19 protein-coding genes are annotated in these 18,155 nt (G+C 64.8%); 12 read left to right on the top strand and 7 right to left on the bottom strand.

The window, feature by feature from the left end; all coding sequences use genetic code 11:
• The 8 genes from MOV74_RS04015 to MOV74_RS03980 form a co-directional block, all read left to right on the top strand.
• A partial coding sequence (locus MOV74_RS04015) for a xanthine dehydrogenase family protein subunit M (protein ID WP_246918125.1) occupies positions 1–569 on the top strand: 569 nt, incomplete at its 5' end.
• Positions 566–1,090, top strand: a complete 525-nt coding sequence (locus MOV74_RS04010) for a 2Fe-2S iron-sulfur cluster-binding protein (protein ID WP_309486778.1) — start codon at positions 566–568, stop codon at positions 1,088–1,090. The genes MOV74_RS04015 and MOV74_RS04010, both read left to right, overlap by 4 nt.
• Positions 1,087–3,462 (top strand): xanthine dehydrogenase family protein molybdopterin-binding subunit, encoded by a 2,376-nt coding sequence (locus tag MOV74_RS04005; protein ID WP_246918123.1) that lies wholly within the window; start codon positions 1,087–1,089, stop codon positions 3,460–3,462. Before MOV74_RS04010 ends, MOV74_RS04005 begins: the two co-directional genes overlap by 4 nt.
• Positions 3,463–3,485: 23 nt before the next feature.
• On the top strand, positions 3,486–4,727 hold the full coding sequence (locus tag MOV74_RS04000; protein ID WP_246918121.1) for an ABC transporter substrate-binding protein: 1,242 nt from the start codon (positions 3,486–3,488) through the stop codon (positions 4,725–4,727).
• A 10-nt stretch (positions 4,728–4,737) separates the two neighbouring features.
• Complete coding sequence (locus MOV74_RS03995) at positions 4,738–5,613, top strand: branched-chain amino acid ABC transporter permease (protein WP_246918119.1); 876 nt, start codon at positions 4,738–4,740, stop codon at positions 5,611–5,613.
• Positions 5,610–6,608 carry a branched-chain amino acid ABC transporter permease gene (locus MOV74_RS03990; protein WP_246918117.1) on the top strand — a complete coding sequence of 333 codons (999 nt, stop codon included), beginning with the start codon at positions 5,610–5,612 and terminating at the stop codon, positions 6,606–6,608. Before MOV74_RS03995 ends, MOV74_RS03990 begins: the two co-directional genes overlap by 4 nt.
• Positions 6,605–7,360 (top strand): ABC transporter ATP-binding protein, encoded by a 756-nt coding sequence (locus tag MOV74_RS03985; protein ID WP_246918115.1) that lies wholly within the window; start codon positions 6,605–6,607, stop codon positions 7,358–7,360. Before MOV74_RS03990 ends, MOV74_RS03985 begins: the two co-directional genes overlap by 4 nt.
• Positions 7,353–8,072, top strand: a complete 720-nt coding sequence (locus MOV74_RS03980) for an ABC transporter ATP-binding protein (RefSeq protein ID WP_246918113.1) — start codon at positions 7,353–7,355, stop codon at positions 8,070–8,072. The genes MOV74_RS03985 and MOV74_RS03980 overlap by 8 nt, the downstream gene beginning before the upstream one ends.
• 2 nt (positions 8,073–8,074) lie before the next feature.
• Here MOV74_RS03980 and MOV74_RS03975 read toward each other — a convergent pair whose 3' ends face one another.
• The 3 genes from MOV74_RS03975 to MOV74_RS03965 form a co-directional block, all read right to left on the bottom strand.
• Complete coding sequence (locus MOV74_RS03975; RefSeq protein WP_246918111.1) at positions 8,075–10,084, bottom strand: bifunctional diguanylate cyclase/phosphodiesterase; 2,010 nt, start codon at positions 10,082–10,084, stop codon at positions 8,075–8,077.
• 392 nt (positions 10,085–10,476) lie between these two features.
• Positions 10,477–10,758: a Plug domain-containing protein gene (locus MOV74_RS03970; protein ID WP_246918107.1), complete on the bottom strand. Its 282-nt coding sequence runs from the start codon at positions 10,756–10,758 to the stop codon at positions 10,477–10,479.
• 64 nt (positions 10,759–10,822) lie between these two features.
• A complete protein-coding gene (locus MOV74_RS03965) occupies positions 10,823–12,100 on the bottom strand; it encodes a hypothetical protein (RefSeq protein WP_246918105.1) in 1,278 nt (425 codons plus the stop codon).
• Between the two features lie 199 nt (positions 12,101–12,299).
• Here MOV74_RS03965 and MOV74_RS03960 point away from each other — a divergent pair, with 199 nt between their 5' ends.
• Positions 12,300–12,635 carry a hypothetical protein gene (locus MOV74_RS03960; protein ID WP_246918104.1) on the top strand — a complete coding sequence of 112 codons (336 nt, stop codon included), beginning with the start codon at positions 12,300–12,302 and terminating at the stop codon, positions 12,633–12,635.
• A gap of 61 nt (positions 12,636–12,696) precedes the next feature.
• Here MOV74_RS03960 and MOV74_RS03955 read toward each other — a convergent pair whose 3' ends face one another.
• A complete protein-coding gene (locus tag MOV74_RS03955) occupies positions 12,697–12,999 on the bottom strand; it encodes a hypothetical protein (protein ID WP_246918102.1) in 303 nt (100 codons plus the stop codon).
• A 162-nt stretch (positions 13,000–13,161) separates the two neighbouring features.
• Here MOV74_RS03955 and MOV74_RS03950 point away from each other — a divergent pair, with 162 nt between their 5' ends.
• The gene (locus MOV74_RS03950; RefSeq protein WP_246918101.1) at positions 13,162–13,971 is read left to right on the top strand and encodes an extracellular solute-binding protein; all 810 of its coding nucleotides are present in this window, start codon (positions 13,162–13,164) and stop codon (positions 13,969–13,971) included.
• Here the strand turns inward: MOV74_RS03950 and MOV74_RS03945 are convergent.
• From MOV74_RS03945 to MOV74_RS03935, 3 genes are all read right to left on the bottom strand, one after another.
• Entirely contained in the window at positions 13,945–14,643 is a 699-nt protein-coding gene (locus tag MOV74_RS03945) for an ABC transporter permease (protein ID WP_246918100.1), read from the bottom strand. The genes MOV74_RS03950 and MOV74_RS03945 overlap by 27 nt on opposite strands.
• A gap of 239 nt (positions 14,644–14,882) precedes the next feature.
• Complete coding sequence (gene pstS, locus MOV74_RS03940; RefSeq protein WP_246918099.1) at positions 14,883–15,938, bottom strand: phosphate ABC transporter substrate-binding protein PstS; 1,056 nt, start codon at positions 15,936–15,938, stop codon at positions 14,883–14,885.
• A gap of 90 nt (positions 15,939–16,028) precedes the next feature.
• Complete coding sequence (locus tag MOV74_RS03935) at positions 16,029–16,181, bottom strand: hypothetical protein (protein ID WP_246918098.1); 153 nt, start codon at positions 16,179–16,181, stop codon at positions 16,029–16,031.
• A 159-nt stretch (positions 16,182–16,340) separates the two neighbouring features.
• Between MOV74_RS03935 and MOV74_RS03930 the strand changes: the two genes are divergently transcribed.
• Together MOV74_RS03930 and MOV74_RS03925 are read left to right on the top strand one after the other, a co-directional pair.
• A complete protein-coding gene (locus MOV74_RS03930) occupies positions 16,341–17,192 on the top strand; it encodes a 3-hydroxybutyryl-CoA dehydrogenase (RefSeq protein WP_246918096.1) in 852 nt (283 codons plus the stop codon).
• Between the two features lie 267 nt (positions 17,193–17,459).
• A complete protein-coding gene (locus tag MOV74_RS03925) occupies positions 17,460–17,924 on the top strand; it encodes a group III truncated hemoglobin (protein WP_246918094.1) in 465 nt (154 codons plus the stop codon).
• Positions 17,925–18,155 lie beyond the last annotated feature (231 nt).

The following is an 18,155-nucleotide window of genomic DNA, read 5'->3' as shown; positions in this document are numbered from 1 at the left end:
CGCCGGTCGTCGCGCATCCGGCCATCCGCAACCGCGGCACGTTCGGCGGCAGCGTCGCGCTGGCCGATCCGGCTTCCGAATTTCCGGCCATGACCTTGGCGCTGGGTGCCGAGATCGAGATCGCCGGCCCCGCGGGTCATCGTCGCGTGAAGGCCGACGATTTCTTCATCGACCTGTTCGAGACGGCGTTGCAGCCCGGCGAGCTGATCACCGCAATCCACGTTCCGCTGTTCAGGGCAGATCAGCGCTTTGCCTTCGACGAGCTGGCGCGGCGGCGCGGGGATTATGCGCTGGCCGGCTGCGGCATGCTTGCGACCTGTGCCGGCGCGCGCATCGACGACATCCGCATCTCGTTCTTCTCCGTCGGCAATACGCCAACGCGGGTGAAGGGGGTTGAAGCCACCTTGATCGGCGCGCGTCTCGACGCGGAACGCATCGCCGCCGCGCAAGGAGCGCTTGAAGGCGATCTCGCGCCGCCCGACAGTGACGAGGTGCCCCCGGCGATGCGCCTGCATCTCGCCCGCGTGTTGCTTGGCCGCCTGCTCGGACGTCTCGGAGAGGGCGCGTGAGCGGCTTCGACGAAACTCTGCTGGGTGAGGCCGACGAGACGGTGCGGGTCCGCTTCGTCGTCAACGGCCGCAAGGTTGCCTGCGAGGTCGCACCGCGCGACACGCTGGTCGATTGCCTGCGCGACAAGCTTGAGCTGACCGGCACGCATGCCGGCTGCGAGATGGGCGCCTGCGGCGCCTGTCTGGTGCAGATCGACGGCCGCGCCGTGCATTCCTGCCTTGTCTTTGCGGTGCAGGCCGATGGTGCAACGATCAACACCATCGAAGGCCTCACCGAGAGCGGCGTGATCGCCGATCTCCAGGCCGAATTCCATCGACGCAACGCGCTGCAATGCGGCTTCTGCACGCCGGGCATGCTGGTCAACGCCCACGAGTTGCTCTCGCGGGTGGCGCAGCCCGGCCGTGACGAGATCCGCGACGCGTTGTCGGGCAATTACTGCCGCTGCACCGGCTATGAGGCGATCGTCGACGCCATCGCTGCGGTGGCGAAAGCGCGCAGCGAAAGCGGAGGTGCGCCATGAGTGCGCCGCTGACCTCGCTGGACCGCCCGAATTCCTATATCGGCCGTTCGCTGCCGCGGCCCAACGCCAAGCGGCTACTGGCGGGGCGGGGACGCTATGTGAGCGATCTCAAGCTGCCGCGCATGCTGTATGCCGCGTTCCTGCGCAGTCCGCATGCGCATGCGAAGATCGTTGCGATTAATACCGAAGAGGCCCGTGCGCTCGAAGGCGTGCATCTCGTCGCCACGGGCGCCGATCTCGCCAAGATCTGCACGCCCTGGACCGGCACGCTCGATCATTTCAAGGGCATGACCTCGGCGCCGCAATGGCCGCTGCCGCTGGATCGCGTGGTCTGGGCCGGGCAGGCCGTGGTCGCCGTCGTCGCCGAGAGCCGCGCGATCGCCGAAGATGCGCTGGAGTTGATCGAAGTCGACTACGAGGATCTTCCCGTCGTCGTCGATATCGACAGCGCGCGCGAGGCCGGTGGTCCGCTGGTCAACCCCGGCACCGCCAACAATACCTGCTTCCGCAGCCAGCTCGACAGCGGCACCGTCGACGACGCTTTTGCGCACGCCGCCCACGTGGTGGAAGAAGAGTTCACCTTCGGCCGCCATACCGCGGTGACGCTGGAGCCGCGCGCCATCGTCGCCGATTACGATCCTTCCGCCGGCATGCTCACCGTGCACCACGGTACGCAAACCCCGTATCAGTTTCAGGACCTCTATTCACGCCACTACAACATCCCGGAGGCCCGCGTCCGCGTGATCGCGACAGATATCGGCGGCTCCTTCGGGATGAAGCTGCATGTCTATCACGAGGACATGGCGGTGGTCGGCCTCTCGATCCTGCTCGGCCGTCCCGTGAAGTACGTCGCCGATCGCTTGGAGTCCTTCGTCTCCGACATCCACGCTCGCGACCATCGCGTTCGCGCCCGCATGGCGCTCGACGCCAGGGGCGAGATCCTGGCGATGGATGTCCTCGATTTGACCGCGATCGGCGCGTTCTCGACCTATCCGCGCACCAGCGTGGTCGAGGGCAACCAGGTGATCCGCCTGATCGGCGCGCCCTATCGCTTTAGGAATTACCGCGCCACGCTGGAGGTAATCTTCCAGAACAAGGTGCAGACCAGCCAGTATCGCGCCGTCGGTCATCCCATCGCCTGTGCCGTCACCGAGCGGCTGGTCGACATGGCAGCAAGCAAGGTTGGCCTCGATTCCTTCGCCATCCGCGCGCTGAACGTCATCCCCGACGACGCCTATCCGCAGACCTCGCCGACCGGCTACCGCTTCGAGGCGCTGTCGCATCAGGCCTGCCTGAAGCGTCTGCACGAAATCATGGACTACGACAGCTTGCGTGCCGAGCAGGCCGACTTGCGCGAGCGCGGCGTCTATCGCGGCATCGGCATCGCGGCCTTTGTCGAGATCACCAATCCCAGCCCCGCGTTCTATGGTGTCGGTGGTGCGCGCATCTCTTCACAAGATGGCGCGATCCTAAGCCTGACGCCGTCGGGCGAGGTGCGCTGCCTGATCTCGGTCACCGAGCAAGGCCAGGGCACCGAGGCGATCATCAGCCAGATCGTGGCTGATCAGCTTGGCCTCGCGCAGGAGCACGTCAAGGTCATCACCGGCGATACCGAGGTGACGCCGCATGGCGGCGCCACCTGGGCCTGCCGCGGCGCCGGCATTGGGGGGGAGACCGCGCTGCAGGCCACACGCGCGCTCAAGCGCAACATCCTTGAGATCGCCGCACTCATCCTGCAGCAGCAGCCGTCGGCGCTCGACATCGTCGATGGCGAGGTGGTCGACGCCGCGACGCGCAAGGCCCGCTTGCCGATCTCCGAGATCGCGCGCATCGCCTATTTCCGCTCCGACACGCTGCCGCCGGGTACGCAGGCGCAGCTCACCGTGAGCCATCATTTCGCGCCGCAGGGCTATCCCTTTGCCTTCACCAACGGCATTCAGGGCTGCTTGCTGGAGGTCGATGTCGAGACCGGTCTCATCAAGCTCCTGAAGCATTTCATCGTCGAGGATTGCGGCCGCGTCATCAATCCGATGCTGGTCGACGAGCAGCTCCGCGGCGGTATCGTGCAGGGGCTTGGCGCGGCGCTGTTCGAGGAATGCCGTTACAGCGAGACCGGCCAGCTCGTGAACGGCTCGCTCGCCGACTACCTCGTGCCGATGCCGATGGAGATGCCCGACATCGTCATCGCCCATGTCGAGACGCCGACCGCCGACACCGAGCTTGGCGCCAAGGGCGGGGGCGAGGCCGGCACGGCGGCGGCGTCCGCCTGCGTGCTCAACGCCGTCAACGACGCGCTCGCGCCGTTCGATGCGACGATCAATTCGATTCCGATCACGCCCGCCAAAGTCCTGAAAGCCCTGAAGCAATTCTAGAAAAAAGACCATTGGAGGAAATCATGCCCAAATCCGGTTCGACCCCGAGAATATCCCGCCGCACCGCGCTCGCCGGCCTTTCGGCCAGCGCGGCGCTGCTTGCCATGCCCCGGATCGGCCGCGCGGCCGACGAGACGATCCGCATCGGTTTCCCGACTCCACTGACCGGCCCGTTCGCGGCGGAAGCGCGCGATCAGGTCAAATGCGCCGAGCTCGCGGTGAAGCTCGTCAACGACAAGGGCGGGATCGGCGGCCGCAAGGTCGAGCTCCTCGTGCGCGACGACAAGCTCAACGCCGGTGAAGCCGCGACCCGCACGCTCGAGCTGATCGAGAAGGACAAGGTCCATGCCGTGGTCGGCGCGCTCTCCAGCGCGGTGCAGCTCGCGGTCAACGAGGTCACCCGCGCCCGCGGCGTGATCTACGTCTCGATCAGCCAGTCCGACACGATCAACGAAGCCAAGGATTTCAGCAAATATACTTTCCATGAAGCGCTCAATCCGCACATGACGACCGCAGCGGTGGCGCGGCAGACCCTGAAGAAGGGCATGAAGGTCGCCCATCTCGCTGCCGACTATGCCTATGGGCATGAGATGCTGCGCGGCTTCAAGCGTGCGCAGGCCGCGATCGGTGCGGACAATGTCGGCGAGATCCTGCATCCGTTCGGTGCGGCCGACTATTCCACCTTCATGCCGCGCCTGATGTCGATGCGGCCGGACGTGCTCTGCATCTCCAATTTCGGCCGCGACCAGGCCAACGCGATCAAGCAGGCGGTGGATTTCGGCGTCAAGCAGCAGATGAAGATCGTCGTCCCCGTCATCCTGCACAACCAGCGGCTCGCGGTCGGACCCGACGTGTTCGAGGGTGTGGTCGGCGGCGCCAACTATTATTGGGGCTTGGAGTCGCAGAGCAAGTCGGCAGCCGCCTTCAATGCGGCATTCAAGGCCGCCAATGGCGGCGCGATTCCGACCGATTACGGCGCCTATGGCTATTCCGGTGTCGGATCGTTGCTGGCGGCCATGCAGACGGCCGGCGGCACCGACACTGATAAGGTGGTCGATGCACTGGAGAAGCTGCAATATGATCTGACCAAGGGCCCGCAGCACTACCGCAAATGCGACCACCAGTCGGTGCAGTCGGTGCTGGTGCTGGAGTCCAAGAAGAAGTCGGCCATGGCGGGCGAGAACGACCTGTTCGCCGTTGTCGCCAACGAGGCCGGCTCAGACGACATGCTGCGCAGCTGCAGCGAGCTCGGCCACGCCACCTGAAGCCTGACCGATGGACCTGTCGCTGATCATCATGCAGCTTCTCTCCGGGATCGCCCTTGGGGCGGTCCTGGTGATCACTGCGCTCGGACTGACGATCGTGTTCGGCATGCTCGGGGTGGTGAATTTCGCCCATGGCGCGCTGTTCATGATCGGGGCTTATGCGGGACTGTATCTGGCATCGCTCACCGGGAGCTTCTGGTGGGGGCTGCTGCTCGCGCCCATCCTGATCGGCGCCTTCGGCATGCTGATCGAGTTCGTCCTGATCCGCAGGCTCTATGGACGCTCGATCGACGATCCGCTGCTGCTCACCTTCGGCCTCAGCTATGTCCTGGTCGAGGGCGTGCGTATCGTGTTCGGCAGCGATGGCATTCCGTTTCCAACCCCGCCGCAGTTGATCGGCGTGCTCGATCTCGGCATCGGCTTCTTCCCCCGTTACCGCCTGTTCGTCATCGCGCTGGTGGCGGTGGTGCTGCTGGCGCTCTGGCTGGCACTGGAGAAGACCCGCGTCGGCCTGATCGTGCGCGCCGGTGCGCGCGATCCCACCATCATGCAGGTGCTTGGTGTCGACATCGGCCGGGTCTGGCTTGCGATCTTCGGGCTCGGGGTCGGGCTCGCCGCGCTGGGGGGCGCGCTCGCCGGTCCGATGCGGAGCGTCAATCCGGAGATGGGCTCACTGGTTCTGGCCGAGGCCTTCGTCGTCACCGTGATCGGCGGTCTCGGCTCGATCGTCGGCGCGGTCGTCGCCGGCCTCATGGTCGGCATTTCCATCAGCATGGTGGCGCTGTTCGCGCCTGAAATGGCGACCATCGTCATGTTTGCGCTGATGGCGGTGGTGCTTCTGATCCGCCCGCAAGGCCTGTTCGGCGTGAGAGGGAGGACGGCGTGACGCAACCTTCTGGCGGCGAGGTTTTCGCCAAACCTGCGCCGAGCGGGCTCGACCGGATTCTCGACCATCGCGTGCTGCTCTCGATCGTCGTGCTGGCCATATTGCCCTGGCTGCTGCCGTCCAAGGCGCTGGCCGTCAACGTCCTGATCTACGGCGTCGTGGTGATGGGCTACAATCTGCTGTTCGGCTACACCGGGCTATTGTCGTTCGGTCAAGCGGCGTTCTTCGGTGCGGGCGCCTACTTCACCGGCATTGCGATCGGCCGCTACGGCGTACCGTGGTTTGCCGCGGTTGCCGTTGCCGTGCTGCTCAGCACCTGCCTCGCGGCCGTGATCGGCATCATCTCGACGCGCACCCGCGGCATCTACTTCTCCATGGTGACGCTCGCTTTGGCGCAACTGGTCTACTACGTCGCGCTCCAGGCGGCCTCCTTCACCGGCGGCGAGAACGGCCTGCGCGGCTTCACCGTCGACCGCATCAGCCTGTTCGGCCTCCAGGTCAATTTCCTCGACCCCGTCAACAAATACTACGTGCTGATGGCCTTCGCGGCGCTGGCGATGTGGTTCCAGTCGCGCATCCTGAACTCGCCGTTCGGAGCCGTCATCGAGGCGATCCGCGAGAACGAACAGCGCGCGCGGGCCTGCGGCTATGATGTCGAACGCAGCAAGCTGGTCGTGTTCATGCTGTCGGGCGCGATCTCGTCGCTCGGCGGCTGCATGCTGGCGCTGCATCTGTCGATCGTGCCGCTCGACATCCTGCACTACCAGACCTCGGGCATGATCGTGATGATGGTGCTGCTCGGCGGCGCCCGCAGCTTCTTCGGGCCCTTCGTCGGCGCGGCGAGCTTCCTGATCCTGGAGGATGTCATCTCGCTCTGGACGCCGCATTGGCAGATCTTCGTCGGCGCGATCTTCGTCCTGTTCGTGCTATTCCTGCCCAAGGGCATCTGGGGAACGCTGCTGGACGCTCTCGGCATCGGAAAGGCGCGGCCGTGAGCAACGAACTGCTTCGCGCCGAAGGTATCGGCAAGCGCTTTGGCGGCTTCGTCGCGCTCGAAGGCATCACGGTGTCGTTCGCGGCCGGCCAGCTCACCTCGATCATCGGGCCGAATGGCGCCGGCAAGAGCACGTTCTTCAACATCCTGTCTGGTGCGCTGACGCCGACGTCGGGCACGCTGCATTTCAGGGGGCAGGAGCTGAACGGCCTGCCGCAGCACCGCTTCGTCCATCGGGGCATTTCGCGCTCGTACCAGATCACGAACATCTTCCCCGACCTGTCCGTGCATGAGAACGTCCGCGTCGCGGCCCAGGCGCTGACCGTGAGCTACGACATCTGGCGCAACCGCACCCGGCTGTCCGAGTTGAATGCGCGCGCCGATGCCGCGCTCGACGCGGTCGGCTTGCTCGGCAGGCGTGGCGAACTGGCAAAGTTCCTGGCGCATGGCCAACAGCGCGCGCTGGAGATCGCGATCGCGCTGGTCTCCGAGCCGGAGCTGCTGCTGCTCGACGAGCCGACCGCCGGCATGGGGCCGGAAGAGACCAAGGACATGGTCGCGCTGCTGGAGCGGCTCGCGGACAAGCGCACCGTGCTCCTGGTGGAGCACAAGATGAAGATGGTGCTGGGCCTGTCCAAGCGCGTCGTGGTGCTGCATCACGGCCGCCTGCTCGCGGACGGCGCGCCGGACGAGATCAGGAGCAATCCGGAAGTCCGCCGGGTCTATCTCGGACAGAGTGAAGGCTATGGCTGAGACCGCATTGCTCGAAATCACAGATCTCCACGCCTGGTATGGCGCGAGCCACGTCCTGCACGGCATCTCGCTGCACGTGAAGGAGGGCGAGGTGGTTGCGCTCGTCGGCCGCAATGGTGCCGGCAAGACCACGACCTTGCGGGCGATGATGGGCCTGATGCCGAAGGCGACGGGCCGCGTGCACTTCGCGGGCAGGGAGCTCCTGCCATTGCGCGCCCATCAGCGCTTCCACCTTGGTCTCGCCTACGTGCCCGAGGAGCGACGCATCGTCCCCGGTCTCTCCGTGCGCGAGAACCTCCGGCTCGGCCTGGTCGCCGCCGGCAGCGACATTGAGGAGCGCACGGCGATCGATGAGATCGCCGAGACCTTTCCGCGCCTGAAGGAGCGCCTCGACCAGGAGGGCGTGACGCTGTCCGGCGGCGAGCAGCAGATGCTGGCGATCGCGCGGGCGCTGATCGGCAGGCCCAGGATGATCCTGCTGGATGAGCCCTCCGAAGGCATCATGCCGGTGCTCGTCGAGGAGATGGGCACTCTGTTCCGCCGGCTGCGCGACGAGGGCAAGACGCTGCTGCTGGTGGAGCAGAACGTCGAATGGGCGCTGCGGCTGGCCGATCGCGCCGTGATCATCGATCAGGGTGAGGTGGTGCATCAGAGCAGCGCTGCGGCGCTGCTCGCGGACAAGGACATCCAGGAGCGCTACTGCGCGGTGTGACGTCAGGCCACGACCTTGGCCCCGGCGCCGTCGAGGCGAAGTCGTTCCTTCGCCAGATAGTCGCCGATCGCATCGCCCGGCATGGGCCTTGCGAAATAATAGCCCTGGATGAAGTCGCACCCCAGGCGGCGCAGGGTGTCGAGCTGGGCGCGGGTCTCAACGCCCTCGACGACGCAGGCGATCTCCATGTCGTCGCACAGGCCCGTGAGCGACTTGATGATCTTGTAGCTCACGGGATTGTCGTTGATGTCGGAAACGAAGCTGCGGTCGACCTTGATCTTGTCGAGCGGCAGCCGGTGCACGTGGCTCAGTGAGGAATAGCCGGTGCCGAAATCGTCCAGCGAAACGCCGCATCCCATCGCCTTCAGCGTCGCGATCGATTGCTGCGCGCGCACGAAGTCGAAAGTGACCGCAGTCTCGGTGATCTCGAAATCGATCCGGTGCGGCGGCAGCCCACTCTTCTCAATGATGGAAATCAGCGGCAGGATGCCTTCGGCCGCACAGACGTCGTGGGCGGAGAGGTTGAACGACAGGCGGATGTGATCGGGCCAGGTTCTGGCGGTTGCGAGCGCGCGAGCCAGCAGGGCCTGCGTCAGCGGCCGGATCAGGCCGATGCGTTCGGCGGCTGGAATGAAGTCGGCCGGCGAGACCTGGCCGAGGCGGGAGCTGTGCCAGCGCGCCAGGACCTCGAAGCCGGCGGTGTGCTCGCTCATGGCGTCGACGATCGGTTGGAACACCAGGTCCATCTCGGTGCTGAAATCGGTGCTGCGAAGCAAATTCTCGATGACGCCGCGGCTGCGGATCTCGGCCTCGAGCTCGCTCGAGAAGATCACGGTGCGGCCGCGAAGATGGCGCTTGGCGTGGTAGAGCGAGTAGTCGGCACATTCATAGAGGGCTTCCGACGTCGTCGCGGAGTCCGGGAACAATGCGAAACCGATCGAGCAGGACAGCCCGGTATGCGCGGTGTCGAGCTGGTAGGGCAGCCTGACCTGATTGCCGATGCGCTCGCCGAGCCGCATCAGGTCCGCGTCCTCGGGATCGCCGCAGACGACGAGACCGAACTCGTCGCCGCCGAGCCGGGCCAGCTCCACGCGCTGCGGGCCAAAGCCCTCGCAAACCTCGCGGATTCGCCGGCCCGCTTCGATCAGGACGCGGTCGCCGACCGAGTGGCCGTAATTGTCGTTGATCGGCTTGAAGCCGTCGAGGTCGATGATCCCGACCGCGACCCGGACGTTCCTGCGCTCGGCGTCGGCAAAGGCGCTCGACAGCTCGGCGAAGAAGCGGCGGCGGTTCGGCAGCTCGGTGAGGGAATCGAGATTGGCAAGGCGGAAGTTCTCGTCCGAGAGCGCCTGCGTCGCCGCCTGCTGTGCAAGCAGCGACTTGCGGTTCGCAACGAGATCGGCGAAGTCGCGGTAGTAGATGAACAGCACCGTCACCATCGCGCCGGAGACCAGCAGGTTGTTGACGGCGATCGCCTTCAGCGTCGGCTCGCCCGTAGCGAAGAAGAACAGCACATAGGGCACGTCGACGATCAGCGTCACGATCAGCGCCGCCGAGCGCAGATGCATCAGCGAGAAGATGCAGCCGATCACGGTGACCGCCATGTAGAAAGCGACCTGGCTCTTGGCGAAGGGATCGCCGTAGGGGTAGAGCGCGAAGGACCAAGCGGTGAAGCCGGCTCCGATCGGCAGGGTCAGCCAGTTGGTGGCGCGCAGATTGCGCAGGATGTAGGCGTCGCTGCGCACGAGGTGGCGCTGACGCAGCCACCAGAATGTGCGCAAACCCGCGAGCACGGTCAGGACGCTCGGCACGATCATCGTGAGCCAGTCCGGCGCCACGTTCACATAGGTGTAGGCGACCGCGATGGAGTTGCTCATGAGCAGGAAGTAGAGCAACGGAACCTGCTTGGAGAAGGCGTCGAACTGCGCGCGCGTCAGATCCGGGTTGTCGGCCGGCACGCGAAACAGCCGCATTGAGGCGGCGACATGAGACTTCAAATTCGTGACAGGCATTGCAATACGAGCCCTGGATCCCTTCAAACCGGGCGATCTTGCATAGTGCGGGTAAAGGTCGCGTTAGGTGGGTTCCGCGGAAAAGGCTGGCCCAGGTTGCACGCTACCGCGTCACTTTCCGGCCGCGTGCATTGGTGATGCGCTGTTAAGGATACGCGACGGCAACGACGGGCGTTTCGGCACTGTCGTGCCGTTTGCGGTTACGTCCTGCTAACCATGCGCATCCGCGCAGTGCATCGCCGAGGGCGCGAGCCGGCACGCGAGATCACCTCTCCCCGTCGAGGAGAAGGTGAAGGCAGCATCCGATGCGTTGCGGGCAACTGGTTCGTATGAGGAGAATTCATGTGCCGCGCGGGAATGGCGGCGTGTCGGCGGAAAGCCGCGCGGGACGCCTAGCGCCCGATCGTCACGCCGGCGGTCGAGCGCATGGCGCCTTTCAGGCTGGTCGCGTTCATGTCGTCGAGCACCTGTCGCGTAAGCACGGTGGTCTGGCCCGGCGTGTCGAGGATCCGCTCTCCGCGCGAGGAAGAGAGCCTGTCGGCCTTGTAGGACGCGGCCGGATCGGTGGCGGGAACGGCAGCGACCGCATGACGTGGCCGTTTGCCCGCAGCGGTGGCTGTCTGCGAGACGCAGAAGGCGGCGATCACGACCAGAAGCAACGAGCTTGCGCGCATATGCGATCTCCCATGTCGGGGATATCAGCCTAGCACATCATGACAGTGATCGCGGAAGAAAGGACTAGGCGAGGGCGGCCTGGCGTTCCCGCGCCGGTTCGCGGACGCGCTCGATTTTCGAGGGCTCGGCGAGCCGCGTGAAACTGCGATGGCTCGCCTGCGCAGGCGCCTCGACGATGACGCCTTCACAGACGATCTGTCCGCCGAGCATCTTGAATTCCAGCTTGTCGTAGCGCGGCATCGTCTCGCCGGGCTCAGGCGGCAGCAGCCCGACGCTTCCCTGGATGTTCAGCGTGGCTTCGCCGGTGCCGTGCAGCCGCGGATTCCACATCCTGATGCCGGTTTCGGCCCAGCGCTGCCGGATCAGCGCGGTGCGATCGGCAGGTTCTGCGGCTCTTGCGCGAACTTTCGGTGCGCTGCGGCTCTCGGGAGAAGGAGACACGAGTGCCGGAGCCGGCTCGATGTCGGTGACGACGCTGGCTGTGTCGGCAGAACATTGCGCGGCTGCCGCTGTGACGGGTGCAGCAACGTCCGCCGCAGCCGGCTCGATTGCCACCTCGGCGCTGGGGCAGGGATCGCTGTCGAAGCGAGTCTCAGGGGCTGGCTCTGCCAGGACTTCGCTACCGACAGACGTGACACACGGCTCGCTTACGGTCGCCTCAACATCCACGATGACGTCAGGGGAACGGTGGTCGTTGACGACAAGAGCGGGGGCATCGACCGGAGCGCTCTCGACGCCGATGGAAGACGACGGCGATGCCTCCTCCGCGACAACGAGCTCAGCGTCGGCCGGAAGTGCATCGCTGCAGATGACGAGTTCGGCGTTGACCGACTCGCTGACGATGTCGACCGCGACCGGCTCCGCGTCGACGGCCTCGACGTTCGCCACGATTTCAACAGCCGGGTCATTGCTGGCGACGGGCTCGGGAACATCGGCTGTCGCGATTTCGATTTCGATGGTCGAGACCGAAGCCTCCTCCACGATGATCGGCTCGATTTCCGACGGCGTCTCCTGCAAGGAATCGTCGGTGCCGCTGGCATCGGCGGGCGCTGCCGGCGGGCTCTCCGCCTTGGCAGCGATCGCGGTATCATCCTCGGCGGACGAAGCCGCGCCTGCGCTCTCGGTATCGTCGCGCGCTGACGCCGTGCCGATATCGGTGATTTGAGCCGAAGTCGTTTCCGCGGTGTTCTCGGCCGCGACGTCCTCGGCGATGACAGGCGAGACGTCTGCGGCGACCGGAGTGACATCAATGCTGCCGCTATGCGGCACGGGCCGAAGCCCGGTGAATGCCCATTTCACCACAGGGATGCGGCGCAGCAACGATATCAGTTTCGAAAGCACTAGGAGTTGTCCAAGAGGTACTCGGCGTGAGGCAATCGCTGATTCGCCAGCAATGTGAAAAACTGCCCCGGCCGTCACACCCCTGTCAATCTAGGTGAGATCAATTGCAGAACATCCGCAGTTTGGCGCGGTGTGACCACAACCACAGTGCACGCGACCGAAATGGATAGGCTTCCTTCGAAAGCAAAGGAGAGGGAACGTGATCCGCAAAATCTGTCTGGCTGCGGCCCTTGCCGCATTCGTGGGCGCGCCGGCACTTGCGGACGATCTCACGGCGAAAATTGCCGATCACCTCATTCCGCCCAATGCGGAGATCCACATATCCTGGACCAGCCCTGCGTCCGACCCGCAGGGCCGCTCGATCGAGGTGGTCTGCGGAGAGGTCACGGTTCGCAATGACAGAGGCTTCTCGACATCGACGTTTGCTTATGTCGTCGACGACGACAAGCTTTGGCTGGCCTGGAAGATCGAGTGGTTGAAGGAGCCGGAGTCGCTGGGCGTCCGCCGGGTGATGAGATATTGTCCCGGTCGTTGATTGGCCCCGTAGGTCCGTGCGAGGGGGCGACGATCCCCTCCCGGAATCTCCGATCTTCCGACTATTTGCCGGAGCCAGCACCGCTGCCGGAGCCCGCAGCACCGCCCGAGCTGCCGCCGGCCTGGCTGCCCATGTTGTTGGTGTTGGTGCCGCCGGCCGACGGATGCTGCGCACCCTTGCTGTCGCTGGCCTCGTTCTGCATGTTCGACGAACGTCCGGTCGTCATGCCCTTGGTGGCGGGGCCTCGTGATGAGGGGCCGACGTCGCCCTGGCCGGAGGCGGCCGGAGCGGGTTGTGTCTGCGCGACGGCGCCACCGGTCGCCAGCGCCATGATGCATGCGGATGCCAAGATGATCTTCTTCATCGGATTCTCCTTGACTTTACATCCCAGACAATCCGCCTGCTCCAACGACGTTCCTGCCGCTTTGCAGCCACCCGTTCAACTCTCTGCGGCCTAACGTCGGGGTTCCCGTCTTCATCGACAGCGGCTATTCAGGACCGTCCATTGTTGGTTGAGGAACGGCGCATGAGGAAGATTGTCACCCTGGGAGCGGTTCTGCTCTGGTCCACCATCGCGTTCGCGCAGGATCGCACCATCACGGTAGCTTCGACCACGTCGACGGAACAATCAGGCCTGTTTGGCCATCTGCTGCCGCTGTTCACGAAGGCCGAGGGCATTAGCGTGAAGGTCGTCGCCGTCGGCACCGGCCAGGCGCTGGATATCGGACGGCGCGGCGACGCCGACGTGGTGTTCGTCCATGACAGGCCTGCCGAAGACAAGTTCATGTCGGAAGGACAAGGCGTGAAGCGCTTCGACGTCATGTACAACGACTTCGTCATCGTCGGCCCGAAAAGCGATCCCGCAAAGATTGCCGGCGGCAAGGACGTTGCGGACGCCCTGCGCAAGATCGCGGCGGCGAAGGCGCCGTTCATCTCGCGCGGCGACAAGTCCGGCACGCATGCCGCCGAGCTCCGGCTTTGGAAGGACGCGGGCGTCGACCTCGGCGCGGCAAAGGACAATTGGTATCGGGAGATCGGCCAGGGCATGGGCCCGGCGCTGAACATGGCCTCGTCGTCGAACGCCTATCTGCTGTCGGACCGCGGCACCTGGCTGTCGTTCAAGAACCGCGGCGAACTCGCCATCCTGACCGAAGGGGACAAGCGACTGTTCAACCAGTACGGCGTCATGCTGGTGAATCCCGCCACGCATCCGAACGTGATGGCGAAGGACGGGCAGGCCTTCATCGACTGGCTCGTCTCGCCGAAGGGGCAGGAGGCGATCGCCGGGTACAAGGTCGGCGGCGAGCAGCTATTTTTCCCGAACGCGTCCCACTAGCAGGAAGGCGACGGTCGACACCGCCACGCTAAGCGCGAGCAGAATCAGCCCGAGCCCGAGCGCCAGCGGCAGGTCGCCCTTGCTGGTCTCCAGCGCGATCGCGGTCGTCATCGTGCGCGTGAAGCCGCGGATGTTGCCGCCGACGATGATGATGGCGCCGACCTCGGCGATGGCGCGCCCGAATGCCGCGAGAAACGCCGTCAGCAGCGAGGTCCGGCCGAGCGCGAACAGAAGCGCCATGCTGCGGAAGGCCGAAAGGCCGTCGATCCGGGCCAGATCGCCATACTCCGCCCACAGCAGGCTCGCGGGACGGTGCACCAGCGCCACCACGATCGGGGTCGCCAGCAGCGTCTGCGCGATCACCATGGCGGCCGGGGTGAACAACAGTCCGGCCACCCCAAGCGGGCCGGACCGCGACAGCAGAAGATAGAGCGCGAGCCCGACCACGACCGGCGGAAGGCCAAGCAGTGCATTGGTCAGCACGATGATGACCTGCCGCCCCCGGAAACGGGTGATCGCTAGCATGGCCCCGAGCGGCGCACCGATCATGAGCGCGATGAAGCTTGCGGTCAGGCTGACACGCACCGAGAGGGCGACGATGCCGAGCAGCTCGGCGTCGGCTGCGCCGATGAGCGTGAAGGCGGCCGCGATGGATTGCGCGAAGTCGTTCATCCGAGTCTGGACGTCGGCGCCAGCCGGAGTGCCTCGGGGGCGTCGGGGTCGGGACTGCGAAGGCGTTTCACGTAAAATTCCCTGCGAGGATCCTGGTGCAAGGCAGCCGCGCGGTCGCTTTCCGCAGGCACCTTGTGGCTTCGCCTGCCGCTAGGGAGGGGTTTCCCGGCGGCAGGCCGATCACAGAATACTCACATGGAGCGGTTTTGAAACCGGATTTCGCCGGGTCGCGTTCGGCCTCAGCGTTTGACGCTTGCCGATGCCGAAACCGTCGAGGCTGCCCCAATGCTCTCCCGCCAATAGCGTTCGATCTGGTCGATCAAGGCAGGCGGGAGCGGGACGTAGTTGAGCGTCTCGGCCTGGGACTTGCCGTTCTCCAGCGACCAGCGGACGAAGTCGATGGCGGCTGCGGAGCGCTCCGGATATCTGGGGCTCTTCGGCATCAGCACGAAGGTCGTCGCCGTGATCGGGTAGGCGTCTTCACCGGGCGCGTCGGTGAGCACGAGGTGGAAATCCTTCTCCGCCTTCCAGTCCGCGCTGGAGGCCGCGGCCTGGAAAGACGCGGCGTCGGGGACGACGAAATTGCCGGCGCTGTTCTGCACGATTCCGAAGGAAATCCGGTCGAGCCGCTGCAGCGCGTAGGTGTATTCGAGATAGCCGATCGCGCCGGGAATAAGACTGACGAGCGAGGCGACGCCGTCATTGCCCTTGCCGCCGAGGCCAAGCGGCCACTCGACCGAGGTGCCTTCGGCCACGCTCGACCTCCATTGCGGGCTGACTTTCGAGAGATAATTCGACCAGTTGAACGTCGTGCCGGAGCCGTCGATGCGATGGATCACCGTGATCGGCACGTTCGGCAAGCTGATGCCCGGATTGATCGCGTGGATCGCCGTATCGTTCCAGGCTTTGATCCTGCCGAGATAGATGTCCGCGAGCACCTGCCCGGTGAAGCGAATCTGGCCGGGCTTGACGCCGTCGATATTGACCACGGGGACGACGCCCCCGATCACGATCGGAAATTGCATCAAGCCGAGCTTGTCCAATTCCTTGGGATCGAGCGGCATGTCGCTTGCGCCGAAATCGACTGCTTCTTTCTTGATCAAGCCGATGCCGATGCTCGAGCCGACCGCTTGATAGCTGACGGCGTTGCCCGTCTTCGCCCTGTAGGCGTCGATCCATTTCGCCATCACGGGCGAGACGAAGGTTGAGCCGGCTCCTTTGATCTCGGCCGCCAGACTTTGCGTGGCGACGAGCAGAGCGGTGAGGATGATTGGTAGTCCAATATGTTTTTTCATCTGCGCAAAGCTAACAGGTGGGGCACGAAGCCGACGTGGTCCATGTCACAATTGCATCGCGAGGCGTTCGCGATGGCGATTGCGCATCGGTTACAGCACACCGTCAGCCTGTGCCGCATCATCCGATTGGCGTAGATCGAGGGTGATCCGTGCCGGGCCCAGCCGTCCGTCCGCCTGCGAGGCGGCGGGCAGGAAGCTGGCGCCCAAATTCGAGGCGACCGCCTGCCAGGTCGCCAGATTCATGCCGTTTCGCGACCGAAAGCCGGCTTTATTCCGGCCATGGATGCTTTAAGGAAGGGGCAGGATCAGGTCGCAGCCGCCCGGTGGCGGTGCTAGACCCTGGTACAGGAACAATGGCCGTGCCGTGCCGGCGCGGGCCGCTAGGATGAAGGATATGAGGCAATGATCCAAACCGTTGGCATCATCGGGGCAGGGACCATGGGAAACGGCATCGCGCAAATCTGCGCGGCAGCCGGGCTCTCGGTCGTAATGGTCGACATTTCCGATGCGGCGGTGAACCGCGGGATTTCGACCGTCGGCGGCAGCCTCGAGCGCCTGGTCAAGAAGGAGAAGATGTCGGCGGCCGATCGCGACGCGACGCTCAAGCGCATCAGCGGCACCACCGACCGGGCGAAGCTGTCGGGTTGCGATCTGGTGATCGAGGCCGCGACCGAGAATGAAGAGCTCAAGGTCAAGATCCTGAAGGATCTCTGTGCGACCTTGTCGCCGCGCACGCTGGTCGCGACCAACACCTCGTCGATCTCGATCACCAAGCTCGCCGCCGCGACCGACCGTCCCGACCGATTCATCGGCATGCACTTCTTCAACCCGGTGCCGGTGATGGCGCTGCTGGAGCTCATCCGCGGCCTGCAGACCTCGGACGACACCCACGCCAAGGCGCTCGATTTCGCCCAGCGCGTCGGCAAGGTGGCGATCACGGCAAAGAACAGCCCGGGCTTTGCCGTCAACCGCATCCTGTGTCCGATGATCAACGAGGCGATCTTCGCGCTCCAGGAGGGGATTGCGACGGCGGAAGAAATCGACGCCGGCATGAAGCTCGGCTGCAACCATCCGATTGGCCCGCTGGCTCTGGCCGATCTCGTCGGGCTCGACACCATGCTTTCGGTGATGGAGGTCTTTTACAAGGGCTTCAACGATCCTAAATATCGGCCAGCGCCACTGCTGAAAGAGATGGTCGATGCCGGCCATCTCGGCCGCAAGACCGGGCAGGGCTTCTACAGCTACGGTACGTAATGACTTAGCCGGGTGCTAAGGACCCGCAGTGCCGTAGGGTGGGCAAAGCGAAGCGTGCCCACCATTGTCGCATTTGGAGAGAGATCGTGGGCACGGCGCAAATGCGCCTTTGCCCACCCTACGATTGTGGTCGAGGTGCAGGCGCCGGGCTCGAAACGCCCGCCGCCCAATCCCGCAATTTGCGCTACGACAAAGACGGATGTAGCGATTGGCCCGACAATGTCGAACGGGCGGCCTGCGGGAACAACGGAACGGATTACGAAGGGTATGTCGGATCGACTGAAGGCCGAGCGCGAGGCGGCGGCTGCGCGGCGGAACCTGTTGACCCAGGATGCGATCGAGCGCACCGGGATCACCGAGGAGATGATCGGGGAACTCGTAACCCGCTTCTACGGGCGCGTGCGCGAAGATGCAAAGCTGGGCCCGGTGTTTGGGGTCGTGCGGAACTGGGACGAGCATCTCGCCAAGCTCAAGGACTTCTGGTCTTCGGTCGTGCTGATGAGCGGCCGTTATCACGGCTCGCCGATGCGGGCGCATCTGCCGCTGAGCCTGGTGGGCGATCATTTCGACCGCTGGCTCGATCTGTTCGAGCAGACCGCGCGCGAGGTCTGCCCGCCGCCGGCGGCTGCGCTGTTCATCGACAAGGCGCGTCGCATCGCCGACAGTTTTGAAATGGCATCGGCGACCGTCGCTGGTTCTATCGCCGCGCCGCGCCACGTGCTCAGGTCCTGACGACGACCGACTGCCTGCAGAGTGTGCAAGCATGTCGCGCTGCGCTTGCGCAGCGCGAGCGATAGCGCGCCGCACCAATTCCGACATCATCGGTCTGATCTGCAAAATCATCATGCCGATCGCGCGGCGTGACGTTGATTTTGCGAAAACGCGTTTGAACGCGTTCATTCTCGTTCAATCAAAGCGAGTGAAGCCATATTGATGCACTGCGGTGCCAATTCTTCGCCTTGT

Source organism: Bradyrhizobium sp. SHOUNA76 (genome assembly GCF_023006445.1).
Classification (GTDB): domain Bacteria; phylum Pseudomonadota; class Alphaproteobacteria; order Rhizobiales; family Xanthobacteraceae; genus Bradyrhizobium.
The sequence above is the reverse complement of the archived record's forward strand: the minus strand, read 5'-3'. Positions and strand labels throughout refer to the sequence as shown.